Below are 19,127 nucleotides of genomic sequence, written 5' to 3'. Positions count from 1 at the left end.
CGCCCCAGCGCGTAGCGGGGCATTCGCGATGGCGCCGGCCTTATGATCACGATCCCTTACTGGTGGCTACCGGTGCTGCTGTTCGCGGTCTGGTCGCTTTGGGCGTTCGCGGCCGTCGCCGAGTTGCGCGCCAAGGAAGCCCGTGAGGGCGTCGCCAAGGAACAGCGGGGCGGGGTCAGCGTGGTGCCGGTGCTGCCATTGTTCCCGCTGGGCTTCTGGGGCGCGGCGGCGCTGGTGGACGTATGGGCTGCCCCTTGGGGCACGGTGGTGATCGGAGCCTTGCACCTGTTGTTGGCGCTGGCGATGGTGTTCACCCTGGTGCGCGATCTGCGCTACTGCCTTAGGCGCGAACGCACCTAGCGTCGACCGCGGGGCATCCGAGCCTAGCCGACGGCCTGGCGGCCGGAGGCGGCGCAAAACCCGACCGGGAAAAGGGCAAGCAGACAGGGCTTCATGCGACGGTCCTGGTTCGATGCCGGGTCAAGCCATGCCCATGCCGCGGATGCGGTCGCAACCCAGGATTGGCGTCGAAATCGCGGTAAACGTGCAGGTTTTCCGCTTTCACGACGGCCTAGTACCGCCATGCTAGGCTCTTGCCGTCCGGACGCCAATCATCTCCAGGGACGGTTCATGCGCAAGCAATCGATCATCTTTGGGGCTACGGCCCGGCGCGCGCTGCAGCGCGTGCGGGTAAGCGTTCTGTTGATCCCCCTCCTACTGACGGCCTGCGCCATGCACGAGACTGCGACCTTCGATTCGGCTGCCTGGAAATCGCAACGCGGCGCGAAGCCGTTGGACAACCGACGCGGCTCGATGGTGCCCGCGCTGGCGAAGGCGATCACCGACGGCATGACGCGCGACGAAGTGATCATGGTGTTGGGCGACCCCGACGCCAGCAACACCGCGACCGGCGTCGACATCTACGAGTTGGGCGTCTCCGACGCCGGCATCGACGAAGAGTATTACGAGATCCGCTACCAGGACGGGCGCGTCGCATCGCGCCGCTGGGCGCGCAGATAAGGCGAGCTGCCGCCGACCGCTGTCAGCGTCGCGCGGCAACGAACGAAGGCAAGCGAAAAGGAGAGCGCGATGTCGGATCCACGTCCCAACCTCAACGACATCCGGACCAACTACCAGGTCGCCGACGACGAGGTCATCACCTACCGTCCGCGCGCGTTCGGCGCGATCGATATCCCGTTCACCGACGGGCGCGAGATGACCAAGACCGAGGGCGCCTTGCTCGATCGCCTGACCCGCGATCGCGGGCTGGTCGGCCTGAGCGGGTTCCGCGACATCGCCCGCGAAGCTTTCGCCGAGGGCGAGCGGCGCTTCCCCGACAATCCGGTGCCGGCCGGCGTCCCCGCCGATCGCGCGCGCGAATGGCAGGGCAACGACGGCCATCGCGATGCCTTCCGGCATGCGTACTGGAGCGCGCGACTGGCGCAGGAGTACGGCCCGGACTGGGGCAAGGCCTTCACCACCGCGCACGAGGGCCTGCCCGGCAACTGGGCCAACCGCGAGGCGATGGACCTGTACAACAACTCCATCGGCAACCAGATCGGTGCGGCCAATCGCAATGCGACGCCGCAGGAACTGGCCAACTTGATCGGGCAGCAGCTGGATCAGGGCAAGCTGGTGGTGATGAACAGCGGCGGCAACATGGAATGGAGCGACCGCGTGCGCGTGGGCCAGCACGGCCTGTCGCCGGACGACGTGATCGGCCCCAAGCTGCCGACGCCGGGCGCGGTGTCCACCGACAGCCGGGTCAGCCTGAATTCGCCCGAGGCGACGCCCGGCGAGCGCACCGCGCTGGCCGCGCTGGATCCGAACGTCGCGCGCATGCGCGAGGACCCGATGTACGGGCAGGTGGTCGCGGCGATGCGCACGCACGGCATGGCCGACGATCAGGTGGCGGCCAACTTGTACGCGGGCGCGAAGCTCAAAGGTTTCGACACGGTGACCGGCATCCAGCCCGGCAACGCCGTGGTCGACGCCAACGGCCAGCCGGACCGCAACCTGTTCGTGTTCGACGGCAGCAAGGGTCCGACCGGCCCGAACTACGCGATGGTCAGCGAGAACCAGGCGCGCGGGGTGCGCGAGCAGGACGCCGCGAGCGTCGCGGTGCATGCTCAGGCCAACCCGCAGGCCCAGACCCAGCTGGCGGCTGCGCAGACGGCCGAGCAGCCCGAGCATCGCAAGGCGATGGGCTAGGCGGCGCAGCGCGGTAGGCGCCGGCCCGCATCGGCAAGCCCGCCGCTCGGGCGGGCTTCGTCCAGGCAGGGCGATCGGGTGATAAGCCAGCTTCGATTCCTATTTCCGGCACCTGAGTGCGCTTGGCGGGGCAGCGGCTTGTCGTCGCTTTCCCGCTCCTAGGCGTCCGTAACGGTGTTGAGGCCGACCGGAGCGGACGCGCACGCTTCTGTTCGTAATGTCCGATGCGCTACGCTGTTATGGGGGATCGTGGGATGTCTTGCCGGGCCGGCACGCGTTTGGGCCGGGCTGGCACTCGGACTGCAAGCAGCATTCGTCGCCGACAGGTTCGGCGGCAGACGCGCGACGTTCCCTCGGGTTGTTGCAGAGAGGGTGAGCGCGCCGATGGCTCGCCCTTTCGCGAAATCGTAATGCCCTCTCGTCGACGGTCGCCGGGAGGGTGTAGGCAAGTGTTGGCAGCGTTCTGCCAGGTCCCCTGATCGGGCCACGGATGGCGATGACTGCTTGGATGGCTATGCTCTGGGGAGCGCGGTATGAACAGGGAAAACGGTCGTAGCGGCCGTAGTTTGCGTACGTTCGCCTGGGGATTCCTGGGCGCGGTGGTGGTGGCAGGCGCGGTGCTCGCGTCGGGTGCCCAGCAACGGCTGATCGAAGCCTTCGGTGCGTCTACGCCGGACGCCAACTTCTGCGCGATCTATCCGATCGCGGTCCCGGCCTCCCTGCTGCAGGACGCGACGCCCGGCACCGTGTTCGAACGCATGCCGCGTGGTACCGGGGCCGGCAACTACAGCTGGCTCACCTGGAGCGGCCACCCCAGCGCGCCGACTCTGGCCGCCAGCCTGGTGCCGCCGGGCGACAGCGACACCTACCGCAATCCCGACGACGCTCAGGACCAGCGACTGGATATCGGCGACTGGGCGCAAGGCGCTCCCGGCTCGATGAATGCCGCGCAGGTGCGAAAGAACATGGCCGCCCTGGTCGGACGCGACATCGTCGTGCCCGCGTACTCGCAGACGCGCGGGCAGGGCAACCGCTACGACTACCGCGTCCAGCAGTTCGCGGTGATCCGCTTGCGCGACTATCAGCTCACCGGCCACGGTTGGCTGAGCTTCGAGTTCCGCGGCTACCAGCGCTGCTACAACCAGCCGCCGGTCGCGCAGGACCAGAACCTGTCGACGCCGGAAGACACCGCGCTGACGCTCAGGCTGACCGCCAGCGACACCCAGTCCGACAGCCTGACCTACGAAGTGCTGGAACAGCCGCAGCACGGCACGCTCACCGGCAGCGCGCCGGATCTGGTCTATACCCCGTCGCCCAACTACAACGGCCCGGACCGCCTGACCTTCCGCAGCAACGACGGCGAGTTCGACTCCAACGTGGCCACGGTCGCGATCGAGGTGACGCCGGTCAACGACCCGCCGCATATCACCAGCGTGCCGCCGCTGCGGGCGCTGGACAATACGCCCTACCGCTATCCGGTCACCGCCGAAGACATCGACGTCGGCGACGTGCTGACCTATTCGCTGGTGAACGCGCCGGACGGCATGCGCATCGATCCGGCCACGGGTCTGATCGAGTGGTCGCCCGGCGTCGACCAGGCCGGCGAGCATCCGGTGACCGTGGCCGTCACCGACCGCGCCGGCGCCAGCGATGCGCAGTCCTTCGTGGTGGTGGTGGAGCGCAGCAACCGTCCGCCGCTGATCGTGACCTCGCCGGTGCACGACGCGCCGGAACTGGAAGGGTATCTCTACCCGCTGCGCGCGCAGGATCCGGACCTCGGCGATCTGCTGCGGTACCAACTGCTCAAGCGCCCGGATGGCATGACCATTGCGTCCGATACCGGCGATATCGCCTGGAATGGCGCCGGCTGGGCCGGCAACAACCGCCTGCCGAACGCGATGTGCATGGCCGGCGGCGAGCGCACCTCCAGCCTGGCCGCGGCCGCCGACGTGGTGGTGGTGGTGGACGAGTCCGGCTCGATGTCGGGCGAACACGACTGGATCGCCGACTTCGCCGCGCCGCTGGAGGCCCACCTGACCACCAACGGTGTCGGCGACGGTGCCGTGCCCAATCGCTACGGCCTGCTGGCCTACGATCCGGTACCGCTGCCGATCAACGTCGGCACCACCCTGACCGGCGACTACCGCCAGTTCATCACCGCGAGCGCGCAGTTGGCGCTGCGCGGCAGCGGCACCGAGGACGGTTGGCGCGCGGTGCGTCACGCCATCTTCCAGTACCCGCTGCGCGAAACGACCGCCCGCAACATCATCCTGGTCACCGACGAAGACCGCGACAACACAGACGCGTCGATCACCTACGCGTCCTTGCTGGGCGAGATGCGCGCGCAGAAGGCCGTGCTCAACGCGGTGGTCAACGCCCGCTTCAAGTGCGGCGACGGCAGCGCGGCGCTGGGCTTGGGCCAGCACAAGGTCGGCTACAAGGCCGACGGACGCGGCGGCTTCCAAACCTGCGCGAACGCCAGCGCCTACGGCGGCGACGGCACGACCATCGCCGACTACGTCAACATGGCGCTGGAGACCGGCGGCGCGGCCTGGGACATCGAAGTCCTGCGCGACGGCGGCCGAGTGGCGCAGTCGTTCACCAACGCGCTGCTGAAGATCAAGGTGCAGGAAATCCTGCAGCAGCTGCCCACCCGCAATCTGCCCGACGTCTACGTGCACGGGCTGAGCTCCAACGGCGCCACCATCGAGCTGGACATCGGCAACCGCGGCCTGGCGCCGGTGGGCGACGCGGTCGCCGTGCAGATCTTCGCCGACGACCAACTGGTGTCGGTCGAGGCCGTGCCCGATCTGGCGGCCGGTGCGCTCTCGCACCTGACCGTTCCGTGGTGGGTGCAGGCCGGCACCGAGCCCAGTCGTCTGAGCGCGCGCATTCTGGTGCCCACCCAGGTCGCCGAATGCGCCAGCGACAACAATGCGCTGGACGTGGCCTGGGTGCGCGCACGCGTGACCGACCGCGCCGGCCTGTATGCCGAGCAGAGTTTCTCGGTGCAGGTGCTGGATCAGAATCAGGCGCCGGCCATCACCTCCACGCCGGTGACGACCACCGGCGTCGGCCGGCGCTATGTCTACGCGCCGACCGTGGCCGACCCCGACCGCGGCGACGCGATGTCCTACACGCTGGCGGTCGCGCCGATCGGCATGGCGATCAATCGCCTGACCGGTGAGCTCACCTTCGTGCCGGATGCTTCGCAGGCCGGTACGCATACGGTGGAGCTGGTGGTGCGCGATCTGGCCGGCGCCGAGGTGCGGCAGCGCTATACGCTCGGTGTCGACGCCGCGATCCTGCCGCCTCGCTTCGTCTCCGAACCCGAGCGCCGCGCCGTGCAAGGCACGCTCTACGCCTATGCGACGCAGGTCACCGCGGCGCCGTCCTCCGAGCTGCGCTACGACGTCTTCATGGGACCGGCCGGTCTGAGCATCGACGCGGCCACAGGCGCGGTGCAGTGGCAGGTGCCCGCCGCGTTCGCCGGCAAGAGCGAGCGCGTGGTGTTGCGCGTGCGCGACCAGCACGGCAACTACGATCTGCAGGTCTACACCCTGTTGGGCGATCTGCCCAATCAGGCGCCGCGCATCACCAATGCGCCGGCGCTGCAGGCCACGCTGGGTTCGGCCTACTCGTACTCGCCGACCGTCAGCGACGTCAACGTGCTGGAGCAGTTCGCGTGGCAGGGCACGACCCTGCCGCCGGGCGCGGACGTCGACGGCCTGAGCGGACGCCTGAGCTGGCCCGCCGCCTCGGTGAACTCGCGCTATCCGGCCGCCATGGCCGCGGCCAATCCGTTCTGCCTGGCGCGCGATCCGGCGGTGGGCGAATTCGCGCCCGGTTCGCGTTGGGCCAACGCCAAGGTGCGGTTCCCGACCCAGCCGTTGGTGGGTCCGATCCTCGACACCGACATGGACGGCCAGCTGACGTCCGCCGACCTGACCGCGGTGGTGGCGATCAGCTGGACCGACACCACCGTCGGCAATCGTCGTCTGCACGCGTTCGACGCCGACACCGGCGAGACGCTGTGGAGCTACAACCAGCGCACGCCGGATTGGTACATCCAGCCGGCGATGGCCGACCTGGAAGGGCAGGGCAACGTCTCGATCCTGTTCGTCGACAGCCAGCGCTACCTGGTCGCATTGCGTCCCGACGGCAGCCAGCGCTGGGTCAGCAACGTGCCGGTGGCCGCCAACGCGCTCAACTACAACGCGATCAGCGTGAGCGACCTGGACGGCGACGGCAGCGCGGAGATCCTGATCGGTCCGTCGGTGTTCGGCGCCGGCGGCACGCTCAAGTGGCAGTTCCCGGCCAGCGCCGACAGCCGGGGCCAGGCCCTGGCGATCGACCTGGATCAGGACGGCCGCCGCGAAGTGCTGTACCGCGGCGAGATCCGCGACGCCAACGGCGCGCTGCGCAAGAAGCTGCCCAGCGCCCTGGACGGCACCGTCAATTTCGCCTACTACGCGCCGGTGCGCGTGGCCGGCAGCGCGCGAGCGCATATCGCGATCAGCGAGTCCACCAGCCGTGGCTATCGCCTGAGCCTGGTGGACGCCGACGGCAACAACGTGTGGCTGCGGACCTCGCAGGTCTCGGTCGCGGGGCCGCTGCTGGTCGCCGACTTCACCGGCGACGGCAGCGAGGACGTCTTCGTGGCGGCTTCCGGTCGCCTGCATTCCAGCGCCGGCGGCGAGACCCTGTGGGACATCAGCGGCGCAACCAACTGGAGCGCGAACAATTCGCGCGCCGCGATGGCGGCCGACATCGACCGCGACGGCGAGCTCGAGATCTTCACCACCAATCCCGGCTATGTGCAGGTCGTGGCCGGTCGTACGGGTGCGGTGCTGTGGCGCTTCACCGGCATGAGCGACCATCATTCGCACACGCCGACCCTGGTGGACCTGGACGGCGACGGCAACGCCACGCTGCTGGTCAGCGAGAGCAATGCGTTGCGTGCCTACGCCTCGACTTCGCTGCCTTGGCATGCGGGTTCGCGCGTGCTGCATCAGAGCGCCTTCGCCTTGGACCAGGTCCGTAGCGACCTGCGACCGACCCCTGCCGACGTGTCGCGTCCGCCGGCGGCGCTGTACGTGCAGGGCCAGCGCCAGGCGGTGAGCCAGGCCACCGCGTTCCGCTCCGACCTGCGCGTCTCCGCGCCGTACGGCGTGCAGAACGGTGCGGGCATCACCCTGACCGCGGATGTCGGCAACCGCGGCACCGCCGCCAGCCGCCCGCTGGAGGTCGCGTTCTATCGAGGCGGCGTCGACAGCGGAAGCCTGATCGGCAAGGCGACCGTGCCCGCCGTCGCGCCGGGGCAGAGCGTGGCCGCGCAGTTGGCGACCACGATCGAGGCGGTCGGCAACGAGGAGGTCACCGCGGTGATCCTTGCTGCCGCCGACGAGAACGAGTGCGAGCTCGGCAACAACATGGCGTCCGGCCGCATGGCGTCGATCAGCGTGGCCGACCATGGCGGGCTGCAGGCCCGCTTGCTGTGGGTGATCGCGGTGAGCGAGCGCATGCTCGCGCCCAGCATCACCAGCACCGCGCCGCGCAACGCGATCGAGCATCAGGCCTACCGCTATCAGGCCGCGGCGACTTCGCCGCACCTGGGCGACGCGGTGACCTACGAGTTGAGCAGCGCTCCGGAAGGTGCGATCGTCAATCCGCGCACCGGTGAGGTGACGTGGATCCCGCGCTGGGGCCAGGTGGGTCGCTATACCTTCGTGCTGGCCGCACGCAGCCTCAACGGCATCGCCACCCAGCAATCCTGGACCGTCGACGTGTCGGTCTCGACCGAACCCAATCGGGCCCCGACCATCGTCTCGACCGCAGTCACCGCCGCAACGGTGGACCAGGTCTACCGCTATGACGTGCGCGCCACCGACCCGGAGGGTCAGCGCATCCGTTACTCGCTGGAAGGCGCGCCGGCGGGCATGCAGATCGACGCGCGCACCGGCACCGTGTTGTGGCAGCCCAGCACCGCCCCGGCCACGCCGGTCGCGGTCAAGGTGGTGGCGACCGACGAGCGCAACGCGCGAGCGGAACAGGCCTACGCGATCAAGGTCTACGCCACGCCCAACCGCGCCCCGTCCATCACCAGTACGCCCGGCTTATCGATGACGCTGGGCCAGGCCTACGAGTACGCCGCGGCCGCCGTCGATCCGGACGGCGATCCCTTGAGCTACGTCTGGAACCGCCTGCCGGCGGGCGCCGCGATCGGCCCGGATTCGACCGTGCGTTGGACGCCGAGCGCGGCCCAGGCCGGCGCGGCCGAGTTCGAGCTGGAAGTACGCGACGACCGCGGCGGCTGGGCGCGCCAAACCTTTACGGTGTACGTCAACGATCCGGTCAACCACGCGCCGCAGATCGTCAGCACGCCCAACCCGCGCGCGATCGTCGGCCAGGCGTACGTCTACGACGTCGCTGCCGAGGACGTCGATGGCGATAGCCTGAGCTACAGCTTGCTCGAGTACCCGCGTGGCATGGTCATGGCGGCCGATACCGGCCGCATCGAGTGGACGCCGGCGCTGAACCAGATCGGGCAGCACGCGTTGAAGGTGCAAGTGGCCGACGGCCGTGGCGGCGTGGCTTGGCAAACCTTCACCCTGGAAGTGGTCGAACAGAGCAGCGGCGGCGGCAACGGCGCGCCCGTGATCCACAGCGCGCCGGCGACCTCGGCCAAGCTGGGGCGCGCCTACCGCTACGACGTGCTGACCCTGGACCCGGACGGCGATCTGCTGGCTTACAGCCTCACCCAGGCGCCAGCCGGCATGACGATCGACGCCCAGACCGGCCGCATCGACTGGCAGCCCAGCCAGACCGGCGACTTCCCGGTGCGCCTGCGCGTCAGCGACGGCGCGCTGTGGACCGAGCAGGCCTGGTTGCTGCACGTGGTCGAGGGGCTGCCCTTCAGCGCGACCCTCGATGTGCAGCCGCCGCAGGTCGGCCCGAACGAGGTGGTGACCGTGCAGGTCCTGCCGGTCAATGCCGGTTCGCAGGTGAGCGTGGAACTGCGCATGGACGGCGCTTTCGTGCCGGTGGACGCGAACCTGCGCGCGCTGGTGCAGACCACCCTGATCGGGCGTCATGCCCTGGTCGCGATCGTCAGCGATGGCACCGACACGGTCGAGGTCAGCGGCGAGTTCACGGTCCTGGACGCCAACAGCAGCGAGGGGCCGACCCTGACCCTGACCGCGCCTGCGGACGACGCCGTGGTCACCGCGCCGACGACCGTCACCGGTTCGGTGCAGGACGCCGATCTGGCGGGATGGAAGCTGTTCCTGGTCGACCGCGACGGCAGCCATGCGCAGCAGCTGGCCAGCGGCACCACCGCGGTGTCGGGCGCACTGGGGCAACTCGACCCCACGCGCCTGCTCAACGGCCAGTATGTGGTCGTGCTGGAAGCCTGGGACAGCGCCGGCCATCAGTCCAAGGCGTTCAGCAGCATCGTGATCGACGGCGAGATGAAGCTGGGCCACTTCAGCCTGAGCTTCCCCGACGTGTCGATCCCGGTGATGGGCATTCCGATCACCGTCACGCGCACCTACGACACCCGCCGCAGCCACGAGAAGCTCGATTTCGGCTATGGCTGGAGCGTCGACTACCAGAACGTGCGCGTGCATGAATCGCGCACGATCGGCCTGGGTTGGAGCTTGAACGAGTACCGATCGGGCTTCTTCAGCAACTGGTGCGTGCAGCCGCAGGGGGATCCGATCGTCACCGTCGCGCTGCCGGACGGCAAGCTGGAGAAGTTCCGCGCCAAGGCGATGCCGGAGTGCCAGTACATCGTGCCCAACGTCGACGTGCAGATCGTGTTCGAGGCGCTGCCGGGGACGACCTCCAAGCTGGAGCAGACCACCCTGGGCAACGTGAGGCTGGCGGGCAACCAACTGATCGATCTGGGCGAGATCGGTCCGGCGGACCCGAACGACTACGCCCTGACCACCAAGGAGGGCATGCGCTACGACCTGCGCCAGGGCGTCGGCATCCGCCGGGTCACCGACCTGGACGGCAATACCCTGACCTACACGCGCGACGGCATTGTGCATTCCAGCGGCGTGGGCGTGCAGTTCATCCGCGACAGCGCCGGCCGCATCTCCACCATCCGCCTGCCGGACGGCAACTTCATCGACTACACCTACGACTTCGCGGGCAATCTGAGCGCGTCGGTGGATCAGCGCGGCGGCGTCACCCGTTACGGCTATCTGGAGGGCCGTTTCCCGCACTACCTGCAGGACATCATCGATCCGCGCGGCATCCGCGCCTCGCGTAGCGAGTACGACGAGAACGGGCGCCTGATCGCGCATATCGACGCGGAAGGCAGGCGGATCGAGTACACCGTCGATCTGGTGGGCCGCACCCAGGTGGTGAAGAACCGCCTGGGCCAGTCCACGACCTACGCCTACGATGAGAACGGCCGCGTGACCCAGGAGGTCAATGCGCTGGGCGAGGTCACCAAGCACGGCTACGACGTGTATGGCAACGAGCTCAGCCGCGAGAACGGCGAGGGCGAGGTCTGGCGTTGGGAGTACGACGCCGCCGGCAACAAGATCAGCGAAACCAATCCGCTGAATCAGACCACGCGCTGGACCTACGACAGCCGCGGCCAGGTCCTGACCCAGACCGATGCCAGCGGCGCCACGATGGCGAACAACGTCTACAACAGCCGTAATGGTCAGTTGACGTCGGCCACCAACGCGTTGGGCCTCAAGACCGAGTATGGCTACGCCACCAGCGGCGATCTGGCCAGCGTGCGCTTGCCGGACGGGACGACCACGTCGTACGCCTACGACAGTCGCGGCAACAAGACGCGCGAGACCAATGCGCTGGGCTCGGTCATCGTGTACACCTACGACGATGCGGGCCACGTCTTGACCGAGACGCGCACGCGCACGGCGGCGGACGGCAGCACGCGTTCGCTGGTCACCCGGCATACCTACGACGCCAAGGGCAATCGTACGTCCACCACCGATGCGGCCGGCCAGGTATCGCGCTGGGAGTACAACGCGATCGACAAGCCGTCGGCGGAAATAGACGCCAACGGCAACCGTACCGAGATGGATTACGACGCGTTCGGCCAGCTGGTCGAAACGCGCCATCCGGACGGCACCCGCGACCGCTCGGTCTACGACGCGGAGAGCCGCGTGATCGCCACCATCGATCGCGCCGGGCGCACCACGACCATGGTGTACGACGCCGCGGGCCGTCTGATCGAGACCCATTTGCCCGATGGTGCGGTCAATCGCGTCGGTTACGACAAGGCCGGACGCGAGGTTCGGCGCGAGGATGCGCGCGGCAACGTCACCACCATCGCCTACGACGATGCCGGACGCCAGACCGTGGTGACCGACGCGCTGGGGCGGTCGACGACGACCGCCTACAACGTCAATGGCACCAAGGCCAGCGTCAAGGACGCGCTGGCGCGCACGACCAAGTTCGTCTACGACCCGATGGGCCGGCTGGTCGAGACCATCCACCCCGACACGACGACCGCCGACACCGACAACCCGCGTAGCCGTGTCGGCTACGACGCCCAGGGTCGGAAAGCCAGCACGACCGACGAAATGGGCCGCGTCACCGCCTTCGAGTACACGCCGACCGGGCAACTGTCGGCGGTGGTGGATGCCGCGGGTAGCCGGACCACGTTCGGCTACGACGAACTCGGCAACAAGATCGCGCAGACCGACGCATTGGGGCGCGTCACGCAATGGGCCTACGACGACGCCGGCCGACCGGTCGCGCGGACCTTGCCCGGAGGGCAGGTCGAAACCTGGACGTACGACGGCAACGGCAATCGCATCGGCCACGTCGATTTCAACGGCGCCCAGCGTCAGTTCCGATACGACTCGATGAATCGCGAGCTCGAGGTGCGGCATGCCGACGGCTCCGGTGCGGTCACCACCTACACCGCGACCGGGCAGATCGCCACCCGCGCCGACGCGGCCGGTACCGCGACCTACGGCTACGATGCGGGCGACCGCCTGAACTCGGTCGTGCAAGCCGACGGCGTGACCATCGCCTATCAATACGATCTGATGGGCAACCGCCTGCGGATGACCACCGCGAATCAGGACATCGCCTACAGCTACGATGAGCTGAACCGCCTGGCCACCGTCGTTCGCGGCGGCGCCACCACCACGTACGGGTACAACGAGGTCGGCAGCCGCAGCCTGCTGCAGTTGCCCAACGGCAACCGCGCCGACTACACCTACGACGTACGCAACCGCCTGAAGACCCTCACGCATCGTTCCGCGGCCAACGCGGTCCTGTTGGGCTTCACCTACACGGTGGACAACACCGGCCTGCGTACCCAGGCGGTGGAAAGCAGCGTGGGTTCGACGCGCACCGTGACCTATCAGTACGATGCGCTCAAGCGGCTCAAACGCGAGCAGGTGGTCGACAGCACGCGCGGCAACCGCACCACCGACTGGACCTACGACGCGGTCGGCAATCGCCTTACCCAGGTGCGGACCAAGGCCGGCGTCACCGCCAGCACGGCCTATACCTACGATGCCAACGATCGCCTGGAACGCGAGGATGTCGGCGGCGGCGGGTCGGTGCAGTACCGCTACGACGCCAACGGCAGCTTGATCGAGCGCAGCGACGTCGCCGGGCTGAGCGTGTACAGCTACGACGGCGGCGATCGTCTGGTCGATGCGGTCACGCCCACCGGCGCGATGTCCTACCGTTACGATCCGGCCGGCATCCGCCAGGGCCAGACCGTCAACGGCGTGACCACGCGCTACGTGGTCGATCCGACCGCGCGCAACGATCAGGTCATCGAAGAGCACACTGGCTCGCGCGCGGTGCTGTACCTGATAGGCGACGATCGCATCGGCCGCAGCGACGGCGCTCAGACCGTCTATCTGCACGGCGACGGGCTGGGCAGCACGCGCCTGCTCACCACTTCGGCCGGTGCGGCGGCGGACCGTTACTGGTTCGAGGCCTTCGGCGAGACCGAGTCGCATACCGGCTCCAGCGACAACGCGTTCCTGTTCGCCGGCGAGCAGCTCGATCCCAACCTGGGCTTCTACTACCTGCGAGCGCGTTACATGAATCCGGCCAACGGGCGTTTCACCCAGATGGACGCCTACGCCGGCGACGGCAGCGATCCGGTGAGCCTGCACAAGTACCTGTACGCCAACGCGAACCCGGCCTATTACGTGGATCCGAGCGGCTATTTCAGCGACCTGGGCGGTATGACCATGGGGCTGCAGATCCAGGCGCAGCTGTCCGTTACCGCTGTGCCGTCGCTGGTCACCGCGGGACTGATCGCCAAGGTGACGTTGTATTCGGTCGCCGCCGTGACCGGTACCTACGTGCTGACCGACGTGCTGATCCGCACCAAACTGGAGGAGTGCATCAACTCCGCGAAATCCGGCCAGAACAAGTGCAAGCCGCAGTTCGCCATGTTCCTGGTGGGCGACGACAGTTCGGAGGTGCGCGAGCATGTCGGCGACGCGCTCAGCGAGGGCAAGCCGTCGATGCTGTCGCGACAGGAACCCCCGCATAGCCGCGCCTGGCTGCGTTTGAACAAAGGGCCGGGTCGCGCCTGCGCCGGTGGCGCCGGCACGGATTGCGACGAGTATCCCTGGGCGGCCAGTCGCGAAGGCGGCGCGGCCAACGACGTGTCGTTGCGCAGCGTCAACGAATCGCAGAACCGCAGCGTCGGCTCGCATCTGCGCTGGTTCCATGCGCGCTGCGGTATCCCGGCCAACACGCCCAGCCGCAAGTACAAGGTGGTGGCGGTGCGCGGCCTGCCCGTCACCGGCTATGTCTGCTCGCGCTAAGCTGATGCACCGGCGGCTTCTGGTGGCAGCCCTGCTGATCCTGGCAGGCTGCTCCCGAACGCCGCCGGATACGCCGAGCCAGAGCGAGCACGCCATGACCTTGGATCAACGGGTTTCCGGATACGCAGGTACGCCGGCCGATTGGCGCCGGTTCCTGGATTGCTGGTCGCGCGAGGTCGGACAGGCGCGCAGCGCAGGCCCGGAGCCGCTGGTCGCGACGGTCGCGTTGGCGCCGGATGACGGTGCGCTGGAGCGGACCATCGAGGAGCGCCAGCGCGCGCTCGGCGTCGCGTTGCCGCGGTCCTATCTGGACTTCATTCGTGCGCAGCGGCCGCAGGCGGACTGGCGGACGATCGCGCACGGCGCCGGCTTTCTATCACTGGGCGCGGTCGACACGGTCGCGCGTCTCGACCCGGAGGGGTTGGCGCTCGCGCAAGCCCAGCCGCTGCATGCCGACGATGGCCAGTATTTCGTCTACGGCATCGATCAGGACAGCGCCACGACGCGTTCGCGCTACCTGCAAGACGCCCTCGTGGTAGGCAAGTACGGCGATAGCCTGTACGAGCAGATCGTGCTGTTCCCGCAGGTCCGCACCCGCGACGGGGAGATGGAAGCCGCTTTGCTGGGGTGGGCCGGCACGTTTCGAGCGACGTCTTTCGCCGAGCTGATGCGCCAGCTTCACTACTTGGACCTGGGGCGTTCCGATCAACTGCCGCCGTACGCGCAGGACCGGCTTCGCGGCACCTGTGCCGATGCGATGCCGATGCGCGAGGTCTGGTGGAAGTAGGCGGGGCGTAGCCGATCATGGGAGCCCGTAAACGACGCTATGTAGGCCGGGCCGTCCCGGGCGACGGCTGGCGCGTCTGGGACAACAGCCTGAAACGCTGGTGGGGTAACGTGTTCGCCGACTATCCGCAGGCGGTGTTGGACGAACTCAACGGCCAGGGTTCGCCTGAGCGCCTGACCGAATTGGGCAAGCAGTCGCACCGTCCCAAGGCGGCACGCAAGCCCTTCGGTTAGCGGCGCGCGCGTCGCTCCTGGCCGATTCGCTATGCTTGAACCGTGCAGGTGCGCGGCCGGCGTCGCAAGCCGCGCGGTCGCTTTCCGCGCTCAGCTTTCCATTCCAAGCCAACTCCAGGAACCGATCATGGACGACAAGATCACTCCCGCACCGATTATCGACGCGGACATCCAGGCACGGACACAGGACTCTGCCTCCACCGCGATGGAGGCGATCGCCTCCCTGCGTCGAGTGTCGCCCGACGCCGCCGACCTGGTCGCGCATTCGGCGGCCGCTTACTTCGACGGCATCTCCAAGCTCGCCCTGGCCAGCCAGGCGGTATTGCTGAAGCAGATGACCCAGGAACTGACCGATCAGGCGCCGAACAACGCCGCGGAAGATGCGCTGGGCATTCTGGCCACGGACCTGTTCATGAGCGCGGCCGCCGCCGTCGCCGCGGCGGCCGGCGCGATGGAAGCCGAGTCGGCGGGCTTCGCCATCGACAAGATCGATCAGAGCATCGCCAAGTACTCCGAGCTGCTGCGCAACCGCGGAGGCTGAGCGCGCAGGGACTGGGGCCCGGGACCGGCAGGGCGTACCCGGGCCGCCGCGCTCGGCGATGCCACGTGCGCGAACCACTGCGATCGCGTCGGATGGTGACGCAGATCTGAACCGCACCGTATCGCGGTGCGGAACCCGCGCGCGCTACGCCGGTCACATCCGCGAACGCCTAAGTGCGCGCCGCCGTTGCAGTGTCATCCGGTGAGACGCGCGCCGCCTAGGCTCCTCGCCCGTCGTCGCCGACGCGCCCTCCCAGGAACCGCCGTCCATGCACTACAGCTCCGCGCAGATCGAAGACGAACTCCAGCGCCTGGATGCGACGCTCGCGCGCGTGGGCGCGCGAGCGGGGCGCGGCTTGGACTACGAGATCGAGCGCCGTCTCGACGCGCATCGGCGCACCCTCAACGACATGCTCGGCAGCGACGGCACGGTGCTGGTGCTGGACACCGTGAACGCGGCCAAACACGCGATGGGACAAGAGCGTCCGAGCGACTATCTGGCGGCGATGGAGATGTCGCGCCGCACCCTGGCGCTGGTGGTGCGGCGCATGCTGAATCGCTTCGAGGCGGCTTAGACGCCTGGCGACCCGATCGCATGAGCGCATAAGCAACGGTGCTTAGCCCGGCCTGAGCGCTAACGCTAGTTTCACCGTTCGGCCATCTTTCTTTCACGAAATTTTTCTTGCGCGCTCGCCACCATGGCGCGCCATCGGGCGACGCGGTCGACCGGTGCGGCAGGCGAGGAGACGATCGATGCGTGTGGATGTGTTCGTGGTCGGCGACGACGAGGGCTATGTGGTCGCGCCCGCCGGGCGGCCGCTGCCGCTGGACGAGATGTTCGCGCTGGGCGCCTTGCGCTTCGGCTGGACCATCGAGAGCAGCATGGCGGCACCGCGCCTGGACTGGCGCGGCATCGCCGCCGATATCGATGCGCGCGGCTACGGCATCGTGCCGCGCGCCGACGTGCCCGGTCTGCTGGCCACGCCGCAGCGCTGGCTGCCGGCGTTGTATCCGGAGCACCACCGGCCGCTGGCGGCCTGAGCCATCGCGGCCACCGCGTTCAGCTAGAGGGCTAGGGCGGTAGGCCTAGGCCTACGCCGGCGGGCGGCATTCGCCTACGAGGCGTTCGGCGCTTGCGGTCTCGCGCCTTGCGACCGGCTCCCGGTACAGTGCCGGTCAGTTTCCGCCAGCGATCCCCATGTCCAAACCCGCCAGCAAGCCCGCCGCCAAGGCGCGCACCGCCTACGTCTGTTCCGAATGCGGCGCCGACCACACCAAGTGGCAGGGCCAGTGCGGCGAGTGCGGGGCCTGGAACACCCTCAGCGAGTTCGTGGTCGAGCCCGCGGCCAAGGGCGGCGGGGTCGCCGCGACACGGCGCAGCAGCTGGGCCGGGCGCGCCGACGCGCCCGCGGTCACCGCCCTCAAGGACGTCCAGCACGGCGAGGAGTCGCGGGTCAGCACCGGCATCGGCGAGTTCGACCGCGTGCTCGGCGGCGGCCTGGTCCACGGCGCGGTGGTGCTGGTGGGCGGCGACCCGGGCATCGGCAAATCGACCCTGCTGCTGCAGGCGATCGTGCGCATGGCCCAGACCCTGCCGGGCCTGTACGTGACCGGCGAAGAATCCCTGGCCCAGGTCGCCGGGCGCGGCGCGCGCCTGGGCCTGCCGCTGGACGGCGTGCACGCGCTGGCCGAGACCGGGGTGGAGCGCATCCTCGAACACGCCGCGCGCATGAAGCCGGCGCTGATCGTGGCCGACTCGGTGCAGACCCTGTGGACCGAGCAGCTCAGCGCCGCGCCGGGCTCGGTCAGCCAGGTCCGCGAGAGCGCGGCGCGTCTGGTGCGCTATGCCAAGGAAACCGGCACCGCCGTGTTCCTGGTCGGCCACGTCACCAAGGAGGGCGGCATCGCCGGTCCGCGCGTGCTCGAACACATGGTCGACGCGGTGCTGTACTTCGAGGGCGAGAGCGGCAGCCGCTTCCGGGTGCTGCGCGCGTTCAAGAACCGCTTCGGCGCGGTCAACGAACTGGGCGTGTTCGCGATGGGCGACAAGGGCCTGCGCGAGGTGCCCAACCCGTCGGCGATCTTCCTGTCCGGCAGCCGCACGCCGCAGCCGGGCAGCTGCGTGATGGTCACTCGCGAGGGCACCCGGCCGCTGCTGGTCGAGGTGCAGGCGCTGGTCGATTCCTCGCCGCTGTCCAACCCGCGCCGGATCGCGGTGGGCATGGAGCAGAACCGTCTGGCCATGCTGCTGGCGGTGCTGCATCGCCACGGCGGGGTCGGGGTCGGCGACCAGGACGTGTTCGTCAACGTGGTCGGCGGCATTCGCGTGCAGGAGACCGCGGCGGACCTGCCGGTGCTGCTGGCGGTGCTGTCCTCGCTGCGCGACCGTCCGCTGGCCGAGCAGACCGTGGCCTTCGGCGAGGTCGGCCTGTCCGGCGAGATCCGGCCGGTGCCCAACGGCGAGGAGCGATTGAAGGAGGCCGCGACCCACGGCTTCAAGCGCGCGATCGTGCCCAAGGCCAACGCGCCCAAGAGCGGGAAGGTCGGCGAGATGACGGTGGTGGCGGTGGAGCGTCTGGCCGATGCGCTGGAGGCGTCGGCGGATTGAGGTCCGCGGTTGGCCGACGTGGGCGGGGCCTTCGGTCGCGTTAGCGGACCGGCGTGGCGGGCTGCGCGGCGACCGGCGGCTTCGGCTCCGAGGCCTGCGCGCGCTTGGCTTCCTCCAGCGTCGGCAGCGGGATGTCCTTTTCCTCGGTCGGCAGGCCCAGGCCTTTGCGGCTGAACTTGATGCCGTCGGGCATCGGCGGCGGTTTCAAGCCGCGGGCCAGGGCGACCATCTGGCACTTACGTTGCCATTCGACCATGTGCGGTTTCACTGGCAGCCAGAAGATGGATTCGAGGATGGGCATGCGCTCGCCCTGGCTCTTGTCATCGAAGTCCGGTGGCAACCACATCTTGCGCGCTGGGTCGGCGCCGTGCTGCAAGAGCCAATAGGCTTTGTCGAAATTGCCCAGGCTCGCGTACCAATTGAGTACGGTGTCGTGGCCCTCGTAACTTTCGGATTTCGCGAATAAAGGCTCATTGATGCGCGCACCGCGCTCGACCAATAACTGCACGTTCTGCCATTGCCCGCGCAGATACGCCACGTGCAGCAGTGACTCGTTGTTCGAGCTGAGCGTATTGGGATCGCCGCCGTGGTCTAGCAGCAGCTTGAGATAAATCGGGTTCTTGCTGCGCGCGGCCAGCACCATCGCATTGTTACGGTACTGCCCTCGCTTGCGTTCCGGCTCGTGCTTGCGCGCATTCGGGTCGGCGCCGTTCTCCAGCAGCAGGCGCAGGCCTTCGGGGTTCTCATTGAACACCGGCCAGGCCACCAGCGGCATGTCGCCCTTGTCGAATAAATGATCGGGATTGATGCCTTTTTCGTGGATCATCCAGCGGATCTGCTCGGCCTTGCGACGGTCGCTGGCGACCGCCAATTGCAGGGCCGGGCCCTCGAAGTAGTCGCCCGGGTCCCAGGGCAACCGGTCGCCGCCCGAGGGGGGCATCGCCCAGCATGCG

11 protein-coding genes are annotated in these 19,127 nt (G+C 68.5%); 10 read left to right on the top strand and 1 reads right to left on the bottom strand.

The window, feature by feature from the left end:
- Positions 1 to 42 precede the first annotated feature (42 nt).
- The 10 genes from BMZ45_RS00055 (at position 43) to radA (ending at position 18,174) form a co-directional block, all read left to right on the top strand.
- Positions 43 to 360, top strand: a complete 318-nt coding sequence (locus tag BMZ45_RS00055; RefSeq protein ID WP_091631182.1) for a hypothetical protein — start codon at positions 43 to 45, stop codon at positions 358 to 360.
- Positions 361 to 630: 270 nt separating this feature from the next.
- Positions 631 to 1,020, top strand: a complete 390-nt coding sequence (locus tag BMZ45_RS00050; RefSeq protein WP_139215336.1) for a hypothetical protein — start codon at positions 631 to 633, stop codon at positions 1,018 to 1,020.
- Between the two features lie 69 nt (positions 1,021 to 1,089).
- Positions 1,090 to 2,211, top strand: coding sequence for a DUF6973 domain-containing protein (locus BMZ45_RS00045; protein ID WP_091631179.1), 1,122 nt, complete (start codon positions 1,090 to 1,092; stop codon positions 2,209 to 2,211).
- A 533-nt stretch (positions 2,212 to 2,744) separates the two neighbouring features.
- Positions 2,745 to 14,006, top strand: coding sequence for a putative Ig domain-containing protein (locus tag BMZ45_RS00040; protein WP_091631177.1), 11,262 nt, complete (start codon positions 2,745 to 2,747; stop codon positions 14,004 to 14,006).
- Positions 14,007 to 14,028: 22 nt separating this feature from the next.
- Entirely contained in the window at positions 14,029 to 14,793 is a 765-nt protein-coding gene (locus BMZ45_RS00035; RefSeq protein ID WP_139215335.1) for a hypothetical protein, read from the top strand.
- Between the two features lie 17 nt (positions 14,794 to 14,810).
- Positions 14,811 to 15,026, top strand: coding sequence for a hypothetical protein (locus BMZ45_RS00030; protein WP_091631173.1), 216 nt, complete (start codon positions 14,811 to 14,813; stop codon positions 15,024 to 15,026).
- Between the two features lie 127 nt (positions 15,027 to 15,153).
- The gene (locus tag BMZ45_RS21775; protein WP_254776489.1) at positions 15,154 to 15,567 is read left to right on the top strand and encodes a hypothetical protein; all 414 of its coding nucleotides are present in this window, start codon (positions 15,154 to 15,156) and stop codon (positions 15,565 to 15,567) included.
- 268 nt (positions 15,568 to 15,835) lie between these two features.
- A complete protein-coding gene (locus BMZ45_RS00020) occupies positions 15,836 to 16,141 on the top strand; it encodes a hypothetical protein (protein ID WP_091631170.1) in 306 nt (101 codons plus the stop codon).
- Positions 16,142 to 16,319: 178 nt separating this feature from the next.
- Positions 16,320 to 16,607: a hypothetical protein gene (locus tag BMZ45_RS00015; protein WP_091631168.1), complete on the top strand. Its 288-nt coding sequence runs from the start codon at positions 16,320 to 16,322 to the stop codon at positions 16,605 to 16,607.
- 157 nt (positions 16,608 to 16,764) lie between these two features.
- Complete coding sequence (gene radA / locus BMZ45_RS00010) at positions 16,765 to 18,174, top strand: DNA repair protein RadA (protein WP_091631166.1); 1,410 nt, start codon at positions 16,765 to 16,767, stop codon at positions 18,172 to 18,174.
- Positions 18,175 to 18,214: 40 nt separating this feature from the next.
- On the opposite strand, the gene BMZ45_RS00005 is transcribed toward radA, so the two are convergent.
- Positions 18,215 to 19,127: ankyrin repeat domain-containing protein (locus BMZ45_RS00005; RefSeq protein ID WP_217643127.1), on the bottom strand; the 913-nt coding region annotated here is incomplete at its 5' end.

The sequence above is a fragment of the Lysobacter sp. cf310 genome, assembly GCF_900114355.1.
Classification (GTDB): domain Bacteria; phylum Pseudomonadota; class Gammaproteobacteria; order Xanthomonadales; family Xanthomonadaceae; genus Lysobacter.
Note: the sequence above shows the minus strand (reverse complement) of the source record. Positions and strands in the feature narration are given on the sequence as shown.